Origin of the sequence: Streptomyces sp. NPDC051576 (assembly GCF_040681835.1) — a bacterium.
Classification (GTDB): Bacteria; Actinomycetota; Actinomycetes; order Streptomycetales; family Streptomycetaceae; genus Streptomyces.
Window position 1 is genome coordinate 139,521 of the sequence record NZ_JBFAZO010000010.1, and the last position, 17,700, is coordinate 157,220.

Sequence of the window (17,700 nt, forward strand, 5' to 3'; positions counted from 1 at the left end):
AGAAACGTGCGGGATACACCCGTAACTGTCGTGCCGTAACCGGCCGTTGGCAGGCTTCCCCGATCATTCATGATCGGAAAGGGGAGCCGGACCATGGCAAGCAACCAGAGCCGACGTGCTTTTCTGCGGAACGTGGGCCTCACCGGTGGCGCGGGCACCATGTTCGCCACCATGGGGGCCCTCGGACTCGCCCCCACCGCGCAGGCCGCCCAGCGGGAACAGCCCTTCCGCGCGCTGAACGCCGGCGACTTCACGCTCACCGGACGCGCCGCTGCCAAGGTCGTCATCGTCGGCGGCGGTATCGCCGGGCTGACCACGGCGTACGAACTGGGCAAGGCAGGCTACGACTGTACGGTCCTGGAGGCCAGGGACCGTACCGGCGGCCGCAACTTCACCGTGCGCGGCGGCGACACGACGACCGACCTCTACGGCAACCGGCAGACCGCCCGTTTCGCCGACGGCCACTACATGAACTGCGGTCCCGCGCGGATCCCGCAGTGGATGGTCACCCTCGACTACTGCCGTGAACTCGGCGTCCCCATCGAGGTGTTCACCAACGTCAACGCGGACGCGTACCTCTTCAACGAGTCGACCGGCATGACGAAGCCGATGAGGTATCGGACCGCGAAGGCCGATGTCTACGGCTATGTCTCGGAGTTGCTCGCCAAGGCCACCGACAAGGGCGCGCTCGACAAGGAGTTGACGGCCACCGACCAGGAGAAGCTCATCGAGTTCCTCAAGGACTGGGGCGAACTCGGCGACAAGCTGACGTACGAAGGCGGTTCGAACCGCGGCTACACCACCTGGCCGGCGGCCGCCGGGACCCCGGGCGTGTTGCGTGGCGACATACCCACCGCTTCCGAGACCTTCAGCAGCGCCGTCGGCCAGTACTTCTCCTTCGAGTTCGAATTCGACCAGGCCATGCTGATGTTCCAGCCGGTCGGTGGCATGGACCAGATCCCCAAGGCACTCACCAGGGCGATCGGCGCGCACCGCATCCGCACCGGGGCGGTCGTCTCGAAAATCACCGACAAGGGGAGTGGTGTTTCCGTCACCTACACCCAGGGCGGCCGTACCCAGGTCGTCGAAGCCGACTACTGTGTCGGCGCCCTCCCGCCCAACATCCTCGCCAAGATCCCGCACAACCTCGGCACCGGCGTACAGACCGCCCTGGAGGCCATCACCCCGTCGTCCGCCGCCAAGATAGGCCTGGAGTACAAGTCCCGTTGGTGGGAGCTGGACCACCGGATCTACGGCGGTATCACCGAGACCGACCAGGACGTCACCCACATCTGGCACCCTTCGTACGGCTTCCACGGTGAGCGGGGCGTCCTCATCGGGTACTACAACTACGACGACGACGCGGACTCCTACGCGAAGCTCACCCCGAAGGGGCGCGAAGAGCGGGCGGTGGCGGCGGGCGTGAAGATCTACGGCGAGAAGTACCGCAGCGAACTGGCATCGTCCTTCTCCCACCACTGGCGTCAGACGCCCCATCTGGAGGCCGCGTGGCACGACACCCCGGGTGGCCCCGACGACGCCCGCTACAAGCCGCTCACCGAACCCACCGGACGCGTCTACTTCGCCGGCGACTGGCTCAGCTACATGGACGCCTGGCAGCACGGCGCGTTCACCTCCGCCCGCAGGGCCGTGACCGCACTCCACGCGCGCGTGCTGTCCTCGTGACACCGGGGCTGTGACGTGGGTGCTCTCCCGGTACCCCGGGGGAGCGGCGCATGAAAAGCCCGTAAGAGGCGCCTGATCAGGGGCATGGGTGGGAATGCCCATGCCCTGGAGGGCGTTGTGCAGTACGAACACGAGGAGGAGCGGTAACAGTGCTTGATCCGCAGGGTTTGTACGCATGGGAGCCGAAGGGCCTGGCAGTCGTCGATGTGGCGCTCGCCCAGGAGTCGGCCGGTCTTGTCATGCTCTACCACTTCGACGGATACATCGACGCGGGCGAGACGGGCGACCAGATCGTGGAACGCCTGCTCGACACGCTGCCCCATCAGCTCGTGGCCAGTTTCGACCACGACCGGCTCGTCGACTACCGCGCCCGCCGCCCGCTGCTCACCTTCAAGCGGGACCGGTGGACCGACTACGAGGAGCCCACGCTCGACGTACGGCTGGTCCAGGACGCCACCGGAGCCCCCTTCCTGCTCCTCTCCGGCCCCGAGCCGGACGTGGAGTGGGAGCGCTTCGCCGCGGCCGTCCAGCAGATCGTGGAGCGGCTCGGCGTCCGCCTGTCCGTGAACTTCCACGGCATCCCCATGGGCGTTCCGCACACCCGCCCCGTGGGCGTCACCCCGCACGGCAACCGCAACGACCTTGTCCCGGGGCACCGCAGCCCCTTCGACGAGGCGCAGGTCCCGGGCAGCGCCGAGGCGCTCATCGAGTACCGCCTCATGGAGTCCGGCCACGATGTCCTGGGCGTCGCCGCGCACGTCCCGCACTACATCGCCCGCTCTCCGTACCCGGACGCGGCCCTGACCGTCCTGGAGGCCATCACGGCGGGCACCGGGCTGGTCCTGCCCGGTATCGCGCACTCGCTGCGCACCGAGGCCCACCGCACCCAGACCGAGATCGACCGCCAGATCCAGGAGGGCGACGAGGAACTGGTGGCCCTCGTTCAGGGCCTTGAGCACCAGTACGACGCCGCCTCCGGCGCCGAGAGCCGCGGCAACATGCTCGCCGAGCCGGTCGACATCCCGTCGGCGGACGAGATCGGGCAGGAGTTCGAGCGCTTCCTGGCGGAGCGCGAGGGGGACAACTAGTGGTCGCCGGGTGCCTCGCGGTCGGCAGGCCCTAAGCTTCGGCTCATGCTGAAGGTGGGCCTGACCGGCGGTATCGGCGCCGGCAAGAGCGAGGTGTCGCGGCTGCTCGTCGCACACGGTGCCGTGCTGATCGACGCCGACCGCATCGCGCGCGAGGTCGTAGCGCCCGGAACCCCCGGGCTCGCGGCGGTGGTCGAGGCCTTCGGCGAGGACGTGCTCGGCGCGGACGGCGGCCTGGACCGGCCGAAGCTCGGCTCCATCGTCTTCGCCGACCCCGAGAAACTCGCCGTGCTCAACTCGATCGTCCACCCCCTGGTCGGCCGCCGCTCCCGTGAACTCGAATCCGAAGCGGCCGACGACGCCGTGGTCGTCCATGACGTACCGCTCCTCGCCGAGAACGCCCTCGCCGCGCTGTACGACCTGGTGATCGTCGTCGACGCGAGCCCGGAGACCCAACTCGACCGGCTGGTACGGCTGCGCGGCATGGCCGAGGAGGACGCACGCGCGCGTATGGCCGCCCAGGCGACGCGCGAGAAGCGGCTGGCCATCGCGGACATCGTCATCGACAACGACGTACCCCTGGAGGCGCTGGAGCGGCGCGTACGGGACGTATGGGCCGAACTCGTGCGCAGGGCGCACGCGCCCCAGCAGCCACCCCAGGATTAGCGGACCTCAGGAATAGCGGTCCTCCCGCCGGGCGTTGAAACGTGCGAGTGAGGGAAGGACTTTGCCGTGCCCGAGAACAGCGGAACGACCGGACGTACTCCGGAGACGCATGTCATCGACTTCCGCGCCGCCGAGCAACTGCTCGCCGCGCGGGACCCGCGGGGCGCGGTGAAGCTGCTCGACGGCGTCATCGACGCGCACCCGGAGAACACCGCCGCCCGCCTGCTGCGCGCGCGTGCCTTCTTCGCCGCCGCGCAACTGCGCCCCGCCGAGCTGGAGTTCACCATCGTCCTGGAGCGGGAGCCGGACAACGCCTTCGCGCACTTCGCGCTCGCCCGTACCTACGAGCGGCAGGGACGCGCCGACCAGGCCAAGCGGCACTTCCGGCTGGCGGCCGCGCTCGATCCCAATCCGCAGTACCTGAAGGCCGCCCGTTTCGACGCCTAGGCGCATGCCTTCGGGGCGGTCAGGGGTGGCGGTGCTCCGGCGGGCGGTACGGCGGGATGTCGGGGCCCGGCTGGTAGTGCGGGCCCTGGCGCATATGTCTGAGGATCATGGTCATGTCGATCGTGACGACCAGCCACAGCACCCCGCAGGCCGCCGCCCACCCGGGGCGTCCGGCGAGGGCGAACGCGGCCGTGCCGAAGATCGTCCAGACCAGTCCCCACACGCTCAGCCAGAACCGCGCCCGCAGCGGACTGCGCGCGGTCGTCGGCTCACTGCCCGTACGCATCGGGATCACTACTCCTGCTTTCAACGTACTCTTCGGCTCGGACGTTCTCCATGGGAGGGGAAGCGCGCTGTGCTGCCGGACGCCGACGAACTGCCCGAGATCCTGCTCGACCTCGCGGTACCTCACGAGGACATCAACGAACTGGTCCGACTGCGCCGGGTGTTGGCGCGGGACACCGGCGCGATGCGACTCCTGGAGGAGTGCGCCGGGGAACTGGTGAAGGACATCGGAGAGCACGGCCACTGGACCCGGCTCACGGAGCTGCTTCTTGCCCGGCTGCCCGAGGCCCCGCCGGAGATCGGCGCCTACTTCTCCGTGTACGTGTTCGTCGCCGCGCTGCCCAGCACGCGCGCGTACCACCGCGAACGCGGTATCCCCGCCGACGTCTCCCGGCGCACCCTGGCCGACCTGGGACGCAACATCGCGGTGCACCGCAGGCAGTACGGCGGGGGAGGGGTGCCCTTCCCGCAGTGGCTCGTCCCGCACTTCCGCGGCGAGCTGTACCAGCTCGGGCGGCTCCAGTTCGAGCGGGCACGGCTCGGGGAACGCACCGCTGAGGCGCTCACGGCGGCCGGGCTGGACGCGGAACCGGGGGCGCCCTGTCTGAACCTGCACATCCCCGACTTCCAGGGACCGCTCTCACCGGCCGCCTGCGACCGCTCGCTGGAGCTGGCCCGCGGGTTCTTCGCCCGGCACTTCCCCGAGGAGCACCACGCGGTCGCGGTCTGCCACTCCTGGCTGCTCGACCCGCAGCTCAAGAAGCACCTGCCCGTCGATTCCAACATCGTCCGCTTCCAGGAGCGGTTCCGGGGGATCCGCGAGGACACGGAACCGGCCGACACCGAGCCGGTCCGGTTCGTCTTCGGCGAGCCGGATCTGCCGGTGGAGGAACTGCCCCGGCGTACGTCCGTGGAACGGGCGGTCGGTGATCATCTGCGGGCGGGCGGGCACTGGTACCTAGGGCACGGGTGGTTCCCCCTCGGAGCCTGACCGGCCGGAGCGTCATCGATGACGCCATCGATGACGTCGTCGACGGTGTCGTCAACTGTTCCCGTTCCAAAGGGAATTGACTCGTACGGGTGAACCAGTGCGAGCCGGGAACGGGCGTGCGGTCGCGGGCCGTTGGACGGGCATGCGAATCGAAATGCGTGAGGGGTACGAGGGGACAGGACCCGGGGCGATCACCCCGGACGGCTGCGCGGTGGAGCTGTACTCGCGGCTTCCCGTGGGAGCGGAGCCGGACATCGTCGCGGCGGCCGTGCCGGCGGGTGCGCGCATCCTGGAGCTGGGCAGCGGGGTGGGGCGGATGACCCACCCCCTCCTGGAGCGCGGATTCACGATCACGGCGGTCGACGAGTCCGCCGAGATGCTGGAGCGCGTCCAGGGGGCACGCACGATATGTAGTCCCATCGAGGACCTGGACCTGGGCGAGACCTTCGACGTGGTGATGCTCGCGTCGTTCCTGGTGCACGCCGGGGACGTCGAGGTGCGGCGTGGGCTGCTGCGGACCTGCGTACGGCATGTCGCGGCGGGCGGCTGCGTACTGATCCAGCGGGAGGGGGAGAACTACCACTCGGACCTGCCGCGCGAGCGTGTCGACCCCAGCGGTTTCACCGTGCGGATGGTGTCGGCGGAGCCGGTCGGGGACGGGGTCAACTCGGTGCACGCGGAGTATGTGTTTCCGGACGCGGTCTGGACCCAGACCTTTCTGGCCCGGCCGTTGACGAAGGAGCAGTTCGAGGAGGCGTTGGCGGAGACGGGGCTCAAGGTGGACAGCTATCTGACGCCGGACCGGGTGTGGGTGCGGGCGGTGCCGATGGAGTGACGGACACAGGGGAGGTGGAGGGACGGACGGGAAATCCCGTACGGCGGCGATGAGTTCTCGAGTGGGGGGCGGTCTACCTCTGTGACAGCAACACGGACCGCTTCCCACAGGAGAACCCCATGTCCGAGACCGTCGCTCGCACCGCTTCCGCGTACCCCCGCACCACCGTCGTCATCGCCGAGTCCACGACCGCCCGCGGCCGCCGCGCCCGGATCGCGCTGCGGGTCCTCCAGGTGCTGCTCGCCCTGTTCTACGGCATCGCGAGCGCGCTGCCCAAGCTGATCGCGCATCCCTCGGCCGTGGAGTCCTTCGACAAGATCGGCTGGGGCAGCGGGGCCATGTACACCATCGGCGCACTCGAACTGGCCGGAGGCGTCGCGCTGTTGGTCCCGTTGCTGCAGTCGGTCGCGGCGACGGCGCTCAGCGCGCTGATGGTGGGCGCGTTCATCGTGCAGATGACCGCGTTCCACGGTCAGAACGCGGCGACACCGCTGATCCTGATCATTCCGCTCGGCCTCATCGCCTGGGCACGGCGAGGACAGAACGCGGAGTTGCTGCGACTGGTACTACGACGACGGGCGTGACCCGTGCCGTAGCTCTGTGGCTACGGCTGAGCGCAGGGCAGTGGTGGCATCCGGTGGGCCGAGGGCCCGGGCCGGATGTCACCGTTGCGTGTCGCGGTGTCGGCCGCGGTGGGCGTCCCGGTCCCGGTGGGGCTCGGGAGGGGTGTCGGCGCCGGGGACACCGCGCAGGCGTTCCATCTCGCGGCGGTCGCGCTTGGTGGGGCGGCCGGTACCTCGGTCGCGGATGCCGGCCGGGGCGACGGCCTCGCGGGGCGGGGGCGGCGGGGAGTTGTCGACGTAGCACCGGACGGCGACTGGGGCACCGACCCGCTTGCGGATGACCTGCTTCACGATGACGACGCGTTCCCGGCCCTCGTGGCGCAGGCGTACCTCGTCGCCGACATGGACGGAGTGGGCGGGCTTCACGCGCTCGCCGTTGACACGGACGTGGCCGCCCTTGCAGGCGGCGGCGCCCATGGAGCGGGTCTTGACCAGCCGCACGGACCAGATCCAGCTGTCGACGCGGACGCTCTCACCGGTCGAGGGACCGGCGGCCTTCGCGGCGGCCACGGCGGCGGCGTCGGGCGTGGGAGCGGGCGCCGTCGTGCCCGTTCCGTCGTCCTCGCCGGTCTCGTCCACTCCCTCGGAAGCCATGCCTCGACCTTAATGCCCCTAGCCGGCCGGCTCCGGCGGATTTCGGACGAGGCAGCCGCCCTCACCCCGCCCGGATACAGGCGATCGTCCTACGGTGGGGACATGAACCTGTCCGACCTCGACCGCCGGATCACCGAGTGCCGGGCCTGCCCCCGCCTGGTCGCCTGGCGCGAGGAGGTCGCCCGCACCAAACGCGCCGCCTTCGCCGACTGGACGTACTGGGGCCGCCCGGTACCCGGCTTCGGCCCCGCCGACGCACCCCTGTTGATCATCGGCCTCGCTCCCGCCGCGCACGGCGCCAACCGCACCGGCCGGATGTTCACCGGCGACCGCTCCGGGGACGTCCTGTACGAGGCCCTGTACGACATCGGCCTCGCCTCGCAGCCGACCGCCGTGAGCGCCGACGACGGCCTGGAGCTGTACGGCGTCCGGATCACCTCGCCGGTGCGCTGCGCCCCGCCCGAGAACAAGCCCACCCCCGTGGAACGCGACACATGCCGGTCCTGGCTGGTCGACGAACTCACCCTGCTGCGGCCGACGTTGAAGGCCGTGGTGGTACTCGGCGCCTTCGGCTGGCAGGCGGCGCTCCCCGCGTTCGCGGCGGCGGGGTGGGCCGTGCCGAGACCGAGGCCGGTGTTCGGGCACGGGGTGCGTGTACCGCTCGACGGCCTCGACCTCTTCGGCTGCTTCCACGTCAGCCAGCGCAACACCTTCACCGGCAAGCTCACCCCCGCGATGCTGCGGGACGTGCTGCGCACGGCGGCCGGGGCGGCGGGGCTGACGACCGCGCTGTAGCGAGGACGAGGCTGAGGATAGGGTCGACGGATGGGCCTCTATCCCGAGATCGAACCGTACGACCACGGCATGCTCGATGTCGGCGACGGCAACCTCGTCCACTGGGAGACCTGCGGCAACCCGCACGGCAAGCCCGCGGTGGTGCTGCACGGCGGCCCGGGGTCGGGCTGTTCGCCGTACTTCCGGCGCTACTTCGACCCCGCCGTGTACCGGATCGTGCTGCTCGACCAGCGCGGGTGCGGACGTTCCACACCGCACGCGAGCGCCTACGACACCGACATGAGCGTGAACACGACGGACCGTCTCCTCGCCGATCTGGAGCTGCTGCGGCGGCACTTGGGCATCGAGCGGTGGCTGGTGTGGGGCGCGTCGTGGGGGTCGGTGCTCGGGCTGCGGTACGCGCAGACGTATCCGGGCGTGGTGTCGGAGCTGGTGCTGACCTGTGTCGCCACCGGCTCCAACCCCGAAGTGGCCTTGCTGACCAGGGGACTTGGGAGGCTCTTCCCGGAGGCGTTCGAGCGGTTCACCGGTGAGCTGCCCGCCGGTGAACGCGACGGGAACCTCGCCGCCGCCTACAACCGGCTCATCGAGTCGCCCGACCGGGCGGTGCGGGAGCGGGCCGCGCGCGCCTGGACGGACTGGGAGACGGCGATCGTCCCCGCGCCGCCGCGCTCCGAAGAGCGGTACGAGGACGCGGAGTTCCGCATGGCCTTCGCCCGGACCGTCACCCACTACTTCGGCAACGACCACTTCCTCGGAGCGGGAAACGACGAGGGTGTCGTCCTCCGGGACGCGCCCCTGCTCAAGGGCGTCCCCGGCACCCTCGTCCAGGGCAGCCTCGACCTCGGCAACCTCACCGGTGTCGTCTGGCGGCTCCACCACGCCTGGCCGGGCAGCGAGTTGGTGCTCGTGGACGAGGCCGGTCACAACGCGGGTGCGCCGGGTGTCGCGGAGGCACTGGTGGCGGCGACGGACAAGTACGCCCGCCGCTAGGTCGGTTGGTCAGCCGACGCGGGCCGCTGCGACCGGTCGGGCCGTCATGCCGTTGCATCCCCGAAGAGGTGGCGCACGGTGGAGCGGTAGTTCGCCTGTACATGGCTGAGCGCGTGGGCGCGGGCGCGGTCCGGGTCGCCGGAGGCGATGGCCTCGTACAACTCCTCGTGCTCGGTGAGGAGTTGGGGCCACTCCTCGTTCTGCCGGGTGAGCCAGCGCAGTCGGCCGTCGACCGGTTCCATGACGGAGATCAGCAGGCTGTTGCCGGCCAGGGCCAGGATGCGGTCGTGGAAACGGGTGTTGACGTCGGTGATCGCCTCGGCGTCGTCGGACCTGGTGGCCGTCGCCGCGCTGTCCAGCAACTCCCGTAGTTCGGCGAGCGCTTGAGGGGTGGCGCGGGTCGCGGCGAGCCCGGCCGCGTACACCTCCAGCGCCTCGCGCAGCTCGAACAGCTCCTTGACGTCGGTCGGGGTGAGCCGCCGTACGACCGTGCGGCGGGCCGACTCGAAGAGGACGAAGCCCTCCGCGACCAGGGCGCGGATCGCCTCCCGGACCGGCACCCGTGAGACGCCGAAGCGCTCGGCCAGCTCGCGCTCCACCAGCCGGTCGCCGGGGCGCAGGCGACCGGCGATGATGTCCTGCCGCAGGGTGGCCAGGACGCGCTCGCGCACCGCTCCGAGGGGTTCGATCTTCGCTGTCGTGGAGCTCATGGGGCCATCTTCGCCGACTCCGGGGGTGTTTTACGGAGCGTTAACAGCGGTGACATCGGTCGGAACGGTTGACGGGAGGACTATGGCGGCAGTTTGGTATACCAAACGACATCGGTAGCCGTCCTGCTCTCCTCCCAGCCCTCCCAGCTCCTCCAAGTTCCTCCGTCCCTTGCCCTGGAGGCCCCGTGTCCCTCGCCGACCGCGCCGAAGCCACCGGCACACCAGCGTTCGTCCCCGACCCCCGGCTCACCAACGAAGACCTCGCCCCCGCCGGCAAGCGCAACTGGAAGGTCTTCGACCTCTTCGCCATGTGGATGTCGGACGTCCACAACCTCGGCAACTACACCTTCGCCGCAGGCCTGTTGGTGCTCGGCATGAACGTCTGGCAGGTCTTCTCCTCCCTGCTCGTCGGCTTCGTGCTGATCTACGTCGGCATGAACTGGATGGGCAGGATCGGACAGGCCCACGGCGTCCCGTTCCCGGTCGTCAGCCGCATCAGCTTCGGCGTCTGGGGCGCCAATATCCCGGCGCTCATCCGGGCCGTGATCGCCATCATGTGGTACGGCATCCAGACCTACCTGGCCTCCGTCGCCGTCAACGTGATGCTGCTGGCCGCCTGGCCGGGCCTGGAATCCTGGACTCACCACTCCTTCCTGGGACTTGACGCCCTCGGCTGGGTCTCCTTCGTGTCGCTGTGGCTGATCCAGGCGGTGATCATCAGTCAGGGCATGGAATCCGTAAGGAAGTTCCAGGACTTCTGCGGCCCGGCGATCTGGCTGGTGATGATCGCGCTGGCCATCTGGGTACTTTCCAAAGCCGGTTGGAGTATCTCGCTCACCTCCACCCCGCACCCGGTCTCGTTCGGCGAGCAGTGGCGGCAGTGGTTCGGCGCGATCGGGCTGATCCTCGCCACCTACGGCACGCTGATGCTCAACTTCTGCGACTTCTCCCGCTTCGCGCCCGACTACAAGACCGTGCGGCGCGGCAACTTCTGGGGTCTGCCCATCAACTCCACGGCGTTCGTGGTCGTTTCGGTGATCGTCACGGCCGGCTCGCTGGAGGTCTGGGGCCAGGCGATCACCGACCCGGCAGAACTGGTCGCCAAGGTCGGCAACACCTGGGTGATGGTGCTGGGCGCGCTGACCTTCGCCGTCGCCACCATGGGCGTCAACATCGTCGCCAACTTCGTCTCACCGGCGTACGACCTGGCCAACGTCTGGCCGCAGAAGATCACCTTCAAGGTGGGCGGCATGATCAGCACGGTCGCCGCGCTGGTCGTGACGCCCTGGAACCTCTTCTCCAACCCGACCGTCGTCAACTACTTCCTCGGCGGCCTCGGCGCCTTCCTCGGCCCACTGTTCGGTGTGATCATGGTCGACTACTACCTGGTCAAGCGAGGCCGCATCGACGTCGACGAGCTGTTCGACGCCACCCCCGGCTCCCGCTACTACTACCGCAAGGGCGTCAACCCCAAGGCCCTGTGGGCGTTCCTGCCCTCGGCGGCCGTGGCGGCGGTGCTCGCGCTGGTGAAGACGTTCAGCGATGTGGCCCCGTACTCGTGGTTCATCGGTACGGCACTGGGAGCGGGCCTGTACCTGCTGATCTGCCGGACCGAGCGGTCGGCCCCAGACCCGGTGGAGGTCTGAGCGGAGTGCGCATCGTCGTCACCAACTGCAACACCACGCAGGAGATGACCGAGGAGATCGTACGAGGTGCCCGGGCCGCCGCAGGCCCGGGCACCACCGTGACCGGGCTGACCCCCGCATGGGGACCGGAGTCGGCGGAGGGCTGGCTCGACAGCTATCTCTCGGCGGCGGCCGTCATGGACCTGCTGCGGACCTACGACGGCCCGTCCTACGACGCCGTCGTCATGGCCGGTTTCGGGGAGCACGGGCGGGAGGGCGTCCGGGAGTTGGTGGACGTACCGGTCGTCGACATCACCGAGGCGGCCGCCCATCTGGCCTGTCTGCTGGGCCGGCGGTACGGCGTCGTCACCACGCTGGAACGCTCCCGCGGCCAGATCGAGGACAGTCTGGAGCTGGCCGGGGTGGGGCGGAACTGCGCGGCCGTCGTGGGCACGGGGCTGAGCGTGCTCGACCTGGGAGGTGACCCGGAACGGACGGAGACGGCGTTCCTCACGGCGGCCGAACGGGCGTGCGCCGCCGGGGCGGAGGTCCTGGTGCTGGGCTGCGCCGGGATGACGGGGTTGCAGCGGGCGGTGGGGGAGAAGCTGGGACTGCCGGTGGTGGACGGGGTGGGGGCGGCGGTGAAGCTGGCGGAGTCGTTGGTGGGGCTGGGGTTGAGGACCAGCAGGGCGGGGAGTTTCGAGCGACCCGTACCCAAGAGGAGGGCCTGGGGACCGACACCCTGAGGAATCACGGCAATCCCTCTCGCCGCGCATCCCCTCCGTCGGGGTGATCTCGCCGCGACCTGCCTGCTCACGCGCCGAGGCAAGCACAGGCGCCCCGCACACTCCCGGAAGGACAAGTCACCACCGGCGAGAAACGGAGTCACCCTTGCCCATCCCGGTACCCCGCGCCCTCCTCGCCGCCCTCCTCACCGGAGGGCTCTGCGCCGGCGCCACCCGTGACGTACCGGAACCCTTCTGGACCGACCCCGACTCGCAAGCCGCCCACCAGGCGGCCGAGTGGCGGGCGGCGGGCCGAACCGCCGACGCTGCGCTGATGGACCGCATCGCCGGCCGGCCCGTCGCCGAGTGGCTCAACGGCCCGGACCCCGGCCCCGTCGTCCGCGCCCGCACCACCGCCGCCGCCCGCGCCGGACGGACCGCCGTCCTCGTGGCGTACTACATCCCGAACCGCGACTGCGGTCAGTACTCGCTCGGCGGCGCCCCCACCGGTGCCGACTACCGGGCCTGGATCGACGAGTTCGCGACCGCCCTCGGCGACCGGGGCGCCTACGTGATCGTCGAACCGGACGCCGTCGCCCAGGTCGTCGCCGGCTGCACCCGGGTGGTGGCGAACGACCGCTACGCGCTGCTGGCCCATGCCGTGGACCGCTTCAAACAGCAACCGCACACCCGTGTCTACCTCGACGCCGGCAACTCCGGTTGGATCCCCGAAGCGTGGCGACTGGTCGACGCGCTCAAGGCGTCCGGGGTCGCCCGTGCCGACGGTGTCGCCCTGAACGTCTCCAACTTCCAGACGAGCAGGGCGAGTTCGACCTACGGCGACGAACTCTCCAAGGACCTCGCCGGGAAGCACTACGTCATCGACACCAGCCGCAACGGCAACGGCCCCTACACCGGCACGGATGTCTGGTGCAATCCGCCCGGCCGCGCGCTGGGCACCCCGCCGACGACCCGCACCGACAACCCACTCCTCGACGCCTACCTCTGGATCAAACGACCCGGCGAGTCCGACGGCACCTGCCGGGGCGGCCCGGCGGCGGGCCGCTGGTGGCCGTCGTACGCCCTGGAACTGGCACGCAACGCCCGCCCCTGACTTAGGACTTGGGCTCCCACACGTACCGCACGTCCGGCTCCCGCTCCTCGTTGGTGCTGCCGTCCGTGTACTCGACGGCGACGAAGCCATGACGCTCGTAGAAGCGGTGGGCGGGCCTGTTGACCTGGAACGTCCACAGGTGCAGGCCTCCCGGACTCCGCTCCTTCGCGAGCCCGACGAACCGGTCGCCGAGGCCCCGCCCGCGCCATTCCGGGGCCAGGTACAACTGGGACAGCAGATCGCCGTTGATCACCATCAGCCCCACGATCCCGCCGTCGTCCCCCGCGTCGGCCACCCAGATCTCGCGCAGCGGCACGACGACGTCCCGGAAGTAGTCGCGTACGTCGTCGTCGGAACGCGGTCGGACGACGGTCGGCAGCGCGGCGGTGAACGAGCGCAGCCACACGTCGGCGGCGGGGCGCGCGTCGGGGGCGGTGGCCCGGCGGAGCGTGACGGCGGTGTCGGCGCCGGGGCTCATTGCTGTGCGCCCTTCTCCAGTACCACGGCGGTCGCCGTGATCTCCACGAGCTGGCCCGGGTACCCGAGACAGGCCACGCCGAGAAGGGTGGAGGAGTGCGGTCCCGCGCTGAGGCCGGACGCCTCGACCACCTCCCACACGGCGGCCAGCACCGAGGGCTCACTGCTCACGACGTACACGTCCGTCGCCACGACATGCCCCAAGTCGCTGCCCACCGACCGCAGTTGCTCCTTGAGATTCACGAGCACCTGCTCCGCCTGCCGCACCGCGTCCCCCGCACCGACCACCTTGCCGTCGGCGTCGAGCGGCACCGCTCCGGCGAGGAAGGCGAGCCTCGTACCGGCTTCGACGACGGTGGCGTGGGAGTACGTGGGCGGTGGGAAGAGGGCGGGGGTGGTGACGCGCGTGAGCACGGGGTCTCCCGGGGCGATCGGCGACGGTCGTCATGATGCGGAACGCCAGCCGACCACGCCGACGACGACGGGCGCATCCGAATTTCGCCCGCGCCCTGTCTCAAGCCGCATGCCTCACGCGACGAGAGCCACCTGCCGCCGCCCGAGGACCTCGTCCGCAGCCCCCGAAACCGTCAGGACCCCGTCTGACCTGCGGGGGGGGGTGCCCCAATCCGCCCGTGTGCCGTGTCCTCGGGACCGCGTGGTGCGGGCAGGTCGATGAGGTCGCTCACGCCCGCCACCTCCTGGAGCGTCCGCGCCAGTGACTTCAGCGCGCCTCGCACCTCAGTGATCGAGGCGCGCAGCGCGTCCGCGTGCTCCCACTCGCGCTCCCAGGCCACCGGATCGCGTCCCTCGGGCCGCCCGGATTCGTGGGCGGCGAGGCGCGGATGCCAGGACGCGAGCAGCGGACGCAGAACGCGGTTGAGGACGGTGACCGCGAGGACGGCGAAGCTGACGTGACCGGGGGCCAGCGGCGGGGCGATCTCGGGGCCGTAGCGGCGGAGGATGTCGCGGGTGGTGTCGAAGAACGTGTAGAAGGAGGACAGGGCCTCGCGCAACAGGCCCTCGTCCGCGGCGAGTTCCTCGACCGAGACCCGGGTGACCAGTTGCAGGTACAGCTCCCAGGCCGCGCTGCGCTCCGCGTCGGCCGGCTCCCAGGTGCCGGAGATCTCCCCGACGAACGGGATCGTCAGCCTGGCCGTGATCTGGGACGGACCGCCCGGACCCCGCCGCCTGCGCTGCCTGTGTCTCATGATCGCCCTCCCCGGTACCCACAGTAGGGTAAGCCGTCGTGTGGGACGTCTTCCTCAGCTACAGCCGCAGTGACGTGGAGCGGGTCCGTCCGCTCGTGCGGGCGCTGCGCGACGGCGGGCTCGATGTGTTCACGGACGAGACCGGGGTCGCGTCCTTCGCCGGCATCAGCGACACCATCCGGCGCGAACTGGCCCGCTCCAAGGCCCTGCTCGCCTACTACTCCGCCGGTTACCCCGAGCGCGAGGCCTGCCAGTGGGAGCTGACGACGGCCTATCTGGCGGGGCTCGCGGAGGGTGATCCGCGCGGCCGGGTCATGGTCGTCAACCCCGAGGCGGGCACCGACCACATCCATCCCGTCGAACTCCGCGACGCCCGGCACGCCTCGGCCGACGACCCCGCCGGCCTCGTGGCCGACGTACGCGAGCATGTGGCCCGCCTCGACGGTCCCATGGCGATCCAGGAGCGTGCCGTACGACGATGGCTGCTCGGCTCGCCGGAACAGCGCCCCGACTTCCTGGGCCGCCTCTCCGAACTCTGGCAGGTGCACTCCGCCCTGCACGCCCACGCGGCACCCCTGGTCACCGGCCGCGCAGCCCCGCGCGCCGTACAGATCCGCGGCATGGCGGGCATCGGCAAGTCCGCGCTCGCCCAGGAGTACGCACTCCGCTTCGAAGCGGCCTACCCCGGCGGTGTGTTCTGGGTGAACGGGCAGGCGTACGACGACTCCGTACGCACCCTTTCCGCCTCCCTCACCGAGGTCTCCTCCGACGCCGGCGGACCGTTCCTGTGGATCGTCGACTCCGTCCCCGCCGACCGGCTCGCCGCCCGCGAGCTCGCCGCGATGGCGGCGCCCCACCCCCTCGGCCGCACCCTTTTCACCCTGCGCAGCCGTGCCTACGACGGGCTGGGCACCCCCGTCGACCTGGGACCCCTCGACGCCTCGCACGCGCGCGCGCTCGTCGGCGGCGACGAGGCGCTGGCCGAGGCCGTGGAGGGACATCCCCTCGCCCTCGGGCTCCTGGGACGGGCCGTCCGTGCCGGACACCAGCCGCGCGGGCTGTACGACAGACTGCACGCGCGCGGGGGATCCCTTCTCGACGCGCTCGCCGAGGCCGACGTGACCGGCGCCCTGGTCCGGGACGTGGACACGGCGGACGCCGCCGACGTGCTGCGCTGCGCCGCCGTCCTGCACCCGCTGCCGCTGACCGTGGAGGACGCGGAACGTGTGCTCGCCGCCGCCGACCGCGTGCCCAGGGCCGTCGCCGCCCGGCGCGCCGGGAACGGCGTCTCCGAGCTGCGCGTCCGCAGCCTGCTGGCCCCGGTGGCCGACGGAGGCTGGCGGCTCCACCCGGTCACGCTGCACGCCTGGCACCACCACGACCCGGCCCCTGCCCGCACCGAGTCCCTCCGGCACGCCGCCCTGCGCACCCTGTGCGGCCGACGCGACCCGGCTACGCTGGCATTTCCCGGAAGCCGGAGGGCGGTTCCCATGGCAGCACCCAGCGAGTCGGAGCGGATGGCCGCCTTCGACGTCCAGGTCGAGTTGGTCACCCGGATCGGCGTGCAGGAACTGGCACCGGGGACGGGCAGCCTGCGCGAGGCCCTGGCATCCCTCAAGTCGCTGATCGACTCCACGCGCGTGACCCTGCACACGTACAGCATCGGCCTGGAGCACGCGTCCGGCTCCGGCGCACCCACGGTCCAGAGCCTCGCCTACGCCCTCATCAACGACACCATCCGCCCTTTCACCAGCACCTGGCATCCGCGCCTCGCCGCCTACGAGGCCCGCTGTCCGGCGGACGTCGCCCCGCTCGACCACGAGGCGGCCTGGCCGCAGGCCGAGGCGATGCGTGCCGAACTGACCGCGCTGCGCGAGCCGTTGCTGCGGATCGCGGAGGGACTCGGGGGGATCTCGGGGGCGGACTTCGGGGTGGCGGCGACAGGCTGACGCCGGTCCGAAACCGCGTCGCGGCGGGCGCGGACGGCTGCGTAGGCTGCTACGGCCCTCACGTCCTCCAATCCCTCCATCGCTTCCTCCTGGAGTCGTCGCCGTGCCCTCCCTCACCGACCCCGCCTTCCTCGACACCACCGCCGACCGCCTCGCCGCCCTGCCCACCGTGACGGCCGTGGCCCTCGGCGGCTCCCGCGCCCAGGGCACCCAACGGCCGGACAGCGACTGGGACTTGGCGGTCTACTACCGGGGCCCCTTCGATCCCGCCGACCTCCGCGCGATCGGTTGGGAAGGCGAGGCCTCCGAGGTCGGCGGCTGGGGAGGCGGCGTCTTCAACGGGGGTGCCTGGCTGACGGTCGACGGGCGGCGCGTCGATGTGCACTACCGCGATCTCGACGTCGTGGAGGGGGAGTTGGCGGAGGCGGGAGAGGGGCGGTTCCGGGTGGAGCCGTTGATGTTCCACCTGGCGGGTATCCCGACGTATCTGCTCGTCGCCGAACTCGCTGTCAACAAGGTGCTCCGGGGCGAGTTGCCGCGCCCCGACGGCTACCCGGCGGCGCTGCGCGCAGCCGCGCCCCAACACTGGCACGGCATGGCCGCGGCCACTCTCGCGTACGCGAGGACGGGCCACGCTCCCAAGAGCGCTCTCACCCAGGTCGCGGGGGCCATCGCCCTGGCGGCGACCCAGACCGCCCATGCGGTGCTGGCCGCGCGGGGCGAGTGGGTCACCAACGAGAAGGGCCTCGTCGAGCGGGCCGGTCTGGGGAGGGTCGACGACATCCTGACCGGGCTGGAGCGGCGGCCGGAGGCGCTGGCCGCCGCCATTTCCGACACCGAGGCGCTCTTCGCCGGCCGATCTCGCACAACTGCGGTGTGACGGACCTGA

Annotated in this window: 20 protein-coding genes; 14 read left to right on the forward strand and 6 right to left on the reverse strand. The window is 70.8% G+C overall.

What is annotated here, in order from left to right:
• Positions 1-159 precede the first annotated feature (159 nt).
• The 4 genes from AB0M63_RS30205 to AB0M63_RS30220 all read left to right on the forward strand — a co-directional run bounded on the left by AB0M63_RS30205 (position 160) and on the right by AB0M63_RS30220 (position 3,887).
• The gene (locus AB0M63_RS30205) at positions 160-1,686 is read left to right on the forward strand and encodes a flavin monoamine oxidase family protein (RefSeq protein ID WP_355912677.1); all 1,527 of its coding nucleotides are present in this window, start codon (positions 160-162) and stop codon (positions 1,684-1,686) included.
• 149 nt (positions 1,687-1,835) lie between these two features.
• Positions 1,836-2,774, forward strand: coding sequence for a PAC2 family protein (locus tag AB0M63_RS30210; RefSeq protein ID WP_355912348.1), 939 nt, complete (start codon positions 1,836-1,838; stop codon positions 2,772-2,774).
• Between the two features lie 45 nt (positions 2,775-2,819).
• Positions 2,820-3,440 carry a dephospho-CoA kinase gene (gene coaE, locus AB0M63_RS30215; protein ID WP_355912345.1) on the forward strand — a complete coding sequence of 207 codons (621 nt, stop codon included), beginning with the start codon at positions 2,820-2,822 and terminating at the stop codon, positions 3,438-3,440.
• A gap of 66 nt (positions 3,441-3,506) precedes the next feature.
• Complete coding sequence (locus AB0M63_RS30220) at positions 3,507-3,887, forward strand: tetratricopeptide repeat protein (RefSeq protein ID WP_355912342.1); 381 nt, start codon at positions 3,507-3,509, stop codon at positions 3,885-3,887.
• Positions 3,888-3,906: 19 nt separating this feature from the next.
• Here the strand turns inward: AB0M63_RS30220 and AB0M63_RS30225 are convergent, their stop codons facing one another.
• Positions 3,907-4,173 (reverse strand): DUF6343 family protein, encoded by a 267-nt coding sequence (locus AB0M63_RS30225; protein ID WP_043259387.1) that lies wholly within the window; start codon positions 4,171-4,173, stop codon positions 3,907-3,909.
• A gap of 69 nt (positions 4,174-4,242) precedes the next feature.
• Here AB0M63_RS30225 and AB0M63_RS30230 point away from each other — a divergent pair, with 69 nt between their 5' ends.
• The 3 genes from AB0M63_RS30230 (at position 4,243) to AB0M63_RS30240 (ending at position 6,582) form a co-directional block, all read left to right on the forward strand.
• The gene (locus tag AB0M63_RS30230) at positions 4,243-5,163 is read left to right on the forward strand and encodes an acyltransferase domain-containing protein (RefSeq protein WP_366021659.1); all 921 of its coding nucleotides are present in this window, start codon (positions 4,243-4,245) and stop codon (positions 5,161-5,163) included.
• Between the two features lie 142 nt (positions 5,164-5,305).
• Complete coding sequence (locus AB0M63_RS30235; RefSeq protein WP_366021660.1) at positions 5,306-5,998, forward strand: class I SAM-dependent methyltransferase; 693 nt, start codon at positions 5,306-5,308, stop codon at positions 5,996-5,998.
• Positions 5,999-6,117: 119 nt separating this feature from the next.
• Positions 6,118-6,582, forward strand: a complete 465-nt coding sequence (locus tag AB0M63_RS30240) for a DoxX family protein (RefSeq protein WP_366021661.1) — start codon at positions 6,118-6,120, stop codon at positions 6,580-6,582.
• A gap of 78 nt (positions 6,583-6,660) precedes the next feature.
• Here AB0M63_RS30240 and AB0M63_RS30245 read toward each other — a convergent pair whose 3' ends face one another.
• Positions 6,661-7,215 carry an RNA-binding S4 domain-containing protein gene (locus tag AB0M63_RS30245; protein WP_366021662.1) on the reverse strand — a complete coding sequence of 185 codons (555 nt, stop codon included), beginning with the start codon at positions 7,213-7,215 and terminating at the stop codon, positions 6,661-6,663.
• A gap of 102 nt (positions 7,216-7,317) precedes the next feature.
• Here AB0M63_RS30245 and AB0M63_RS30250 point away from each other — a divergent pair, with 102 nt between their 5' ends.
• Complete coding sequence (locus AB0M63_RS30250) at positions 7,318-8,010, forward strand: uracil-DNA glycosylase (protein ID WP_355912327.1); 693 nt, start codon at positions 7,318-7,320, stop codon at positions 8,008-8,010.
• Between the two features lie 30 nt (positions 8,011-8,040).
• A complete protein-coding gene (gene pip, locus AB0M63_RS30255) occupies positions 8,041-9,003 on the forward strand; it encodes a prolyl aminopeptidase (protein WP_355912324.1) in 963 nt (320 codons plus the stop codon).
• 44 nt (positions 9,004-9,047) lie between these two features.
• Here the strand turns inward: pip and AB0M63_RS30260 are convergent, their stop codons facing one another.
• Positions 9,048-9,713 carry a GntR family transcriptional regulator gene (locus AB0M63_RS30260; RefSeq protein ID WP_355912321.1) on the reverse strand — a complete coding sequence of 222 codons (666 nt, stop codon included), beginning with the start codon at positions 9,711-9,713 and terminating at the stop codon, positions 9,048-9,050.
• Positions 9,714-9,898: 185 nt separating this feature from the next.
• On the opposite strand from AB0M63_RS30260, the gene AB0M63_RS30265 reads away from it, so the two are divergent.
• The 3 genes from AB0M63_RS30265 (at position 9,899) to AB0M63_RS30275 (ending at position 13,177) form a co-directional block, all read left to right on the forward strand.
• On the forward strand, positions 9,899-11,359 hold the full coding sequence (locus tag AB0M63_RS30265; protein ID WP_366021663.1) for an NCS1 family nucleobase:cation symporter-1: 1,461 nt from the start codon (positions 9,899-9,901) through the stop codon (positions 11,357-11,359).
• A gap of 5 nt (positions 11,360-11,364) precedes the next feature.
• Positions 11,365-12,084 (forward strand): aspartate/glutamate racemase family protein, encoded by a 720-nt coding sequence (locus tag AB0M63_RS30270; RefSeq protein WP_366021664.1) that lies wholly within the window; start codon positions 11,365-11,367, stop codon positions 12,082-12,084.
• A gap of 145 nt (positions 12,085-12,229) precedes the next feature.
• Positions 12,230-13,177: a glycoside hydrolase family 6 protein gene (locus AB0M63_RS30275; RefSeq protein ID WP_366021665.1), complete on the forward strand. Its 948-nt coding sequence runs from the start codon at positions 12,230-12,232 to the stop codon at positions 13,175-13,177.
• 1 nt (position 13,178) lies between these two features.
• On the opposite strand, the gene AB0M63_RS30280 is transcribed toward AB0M63_RS30275, so the two are convergent.
• From AB0M63_RS30280 to AB0M63_RS30290, 3 genes are all read right to left on the reverse strand, one after another.
• The gene (locus AB0M63_RS30280) at positions 13,179-13,655 is read right to left on the reverse strand and encodes a GNAT family N-acetyltransferase (protein ID WP_366021666.1); all 477 of its coding nucleotides are present in this window, start codon (positions 13,653-13,655) and stop codon (positions 13,179-13,181) included.
• On the reverse strand, positions 13,652-14,068 hold the full coding sequence (locus AB0M63_RS30285) for a RidA family protein (protein ID WP_366021667.1): 417 nt from the start codon (positions 14,066-14,068) through the stop codon (positions 13,652-13,654). Before AB0M63_RS30285 ends, AB0M63_RS30280 begins: the two co-directional genes overlap by 4 nt.
• Before the next feature lie 173 nt (positions 14,069-14,241).
• Complete coding sequence (locus AB0M63_RS30290) at positions 14,242-14,862, reverse strand: hypothetical protein (protein WP_366021668.1); 621 nt, start codon at positions 14,860-14,862, stop codon at positions 14,242-14,244.
• A gap of 38 nt (positions 14,863-14,900) precedes the next feature.
• On the opposite strand from AB0M63_RS30290, the gene AB0M63_RS30295 reads away from it, so the two are divergent.
• Both AB0M63_RS30295 and AB0M63_RS30300 read left to right on the forward strand, forming a co-directional pair.
• Positions 14,901-16,811, forward strand: a complete 1,911-nt coding sequence (locus AB0M63_RS30295) for a toll/interleukin-1 receptor domain-containing protein (protein ID WP_366021669.1) — start codon at positions 14,901-14,903, stop codon at positions 16,809-16,811.
• A 103-nt stretch (positions 16,812-16,914) separates the two neighbouring features.
• Positions 16,915-17,691 (forward strand): nucleotidyltransferase domain-containing protein, encoded by a 777-nt coding sequence (locus AB0M63_RS30300; protein ID WP_366021670.1) that lies wholly within the window; start codon positions 16,915-16,917, stop codon positions 17,689-17,691.
• The last annotated feature ends 9 nt before the right edge of the window (positions 17,692-17,700 follow it).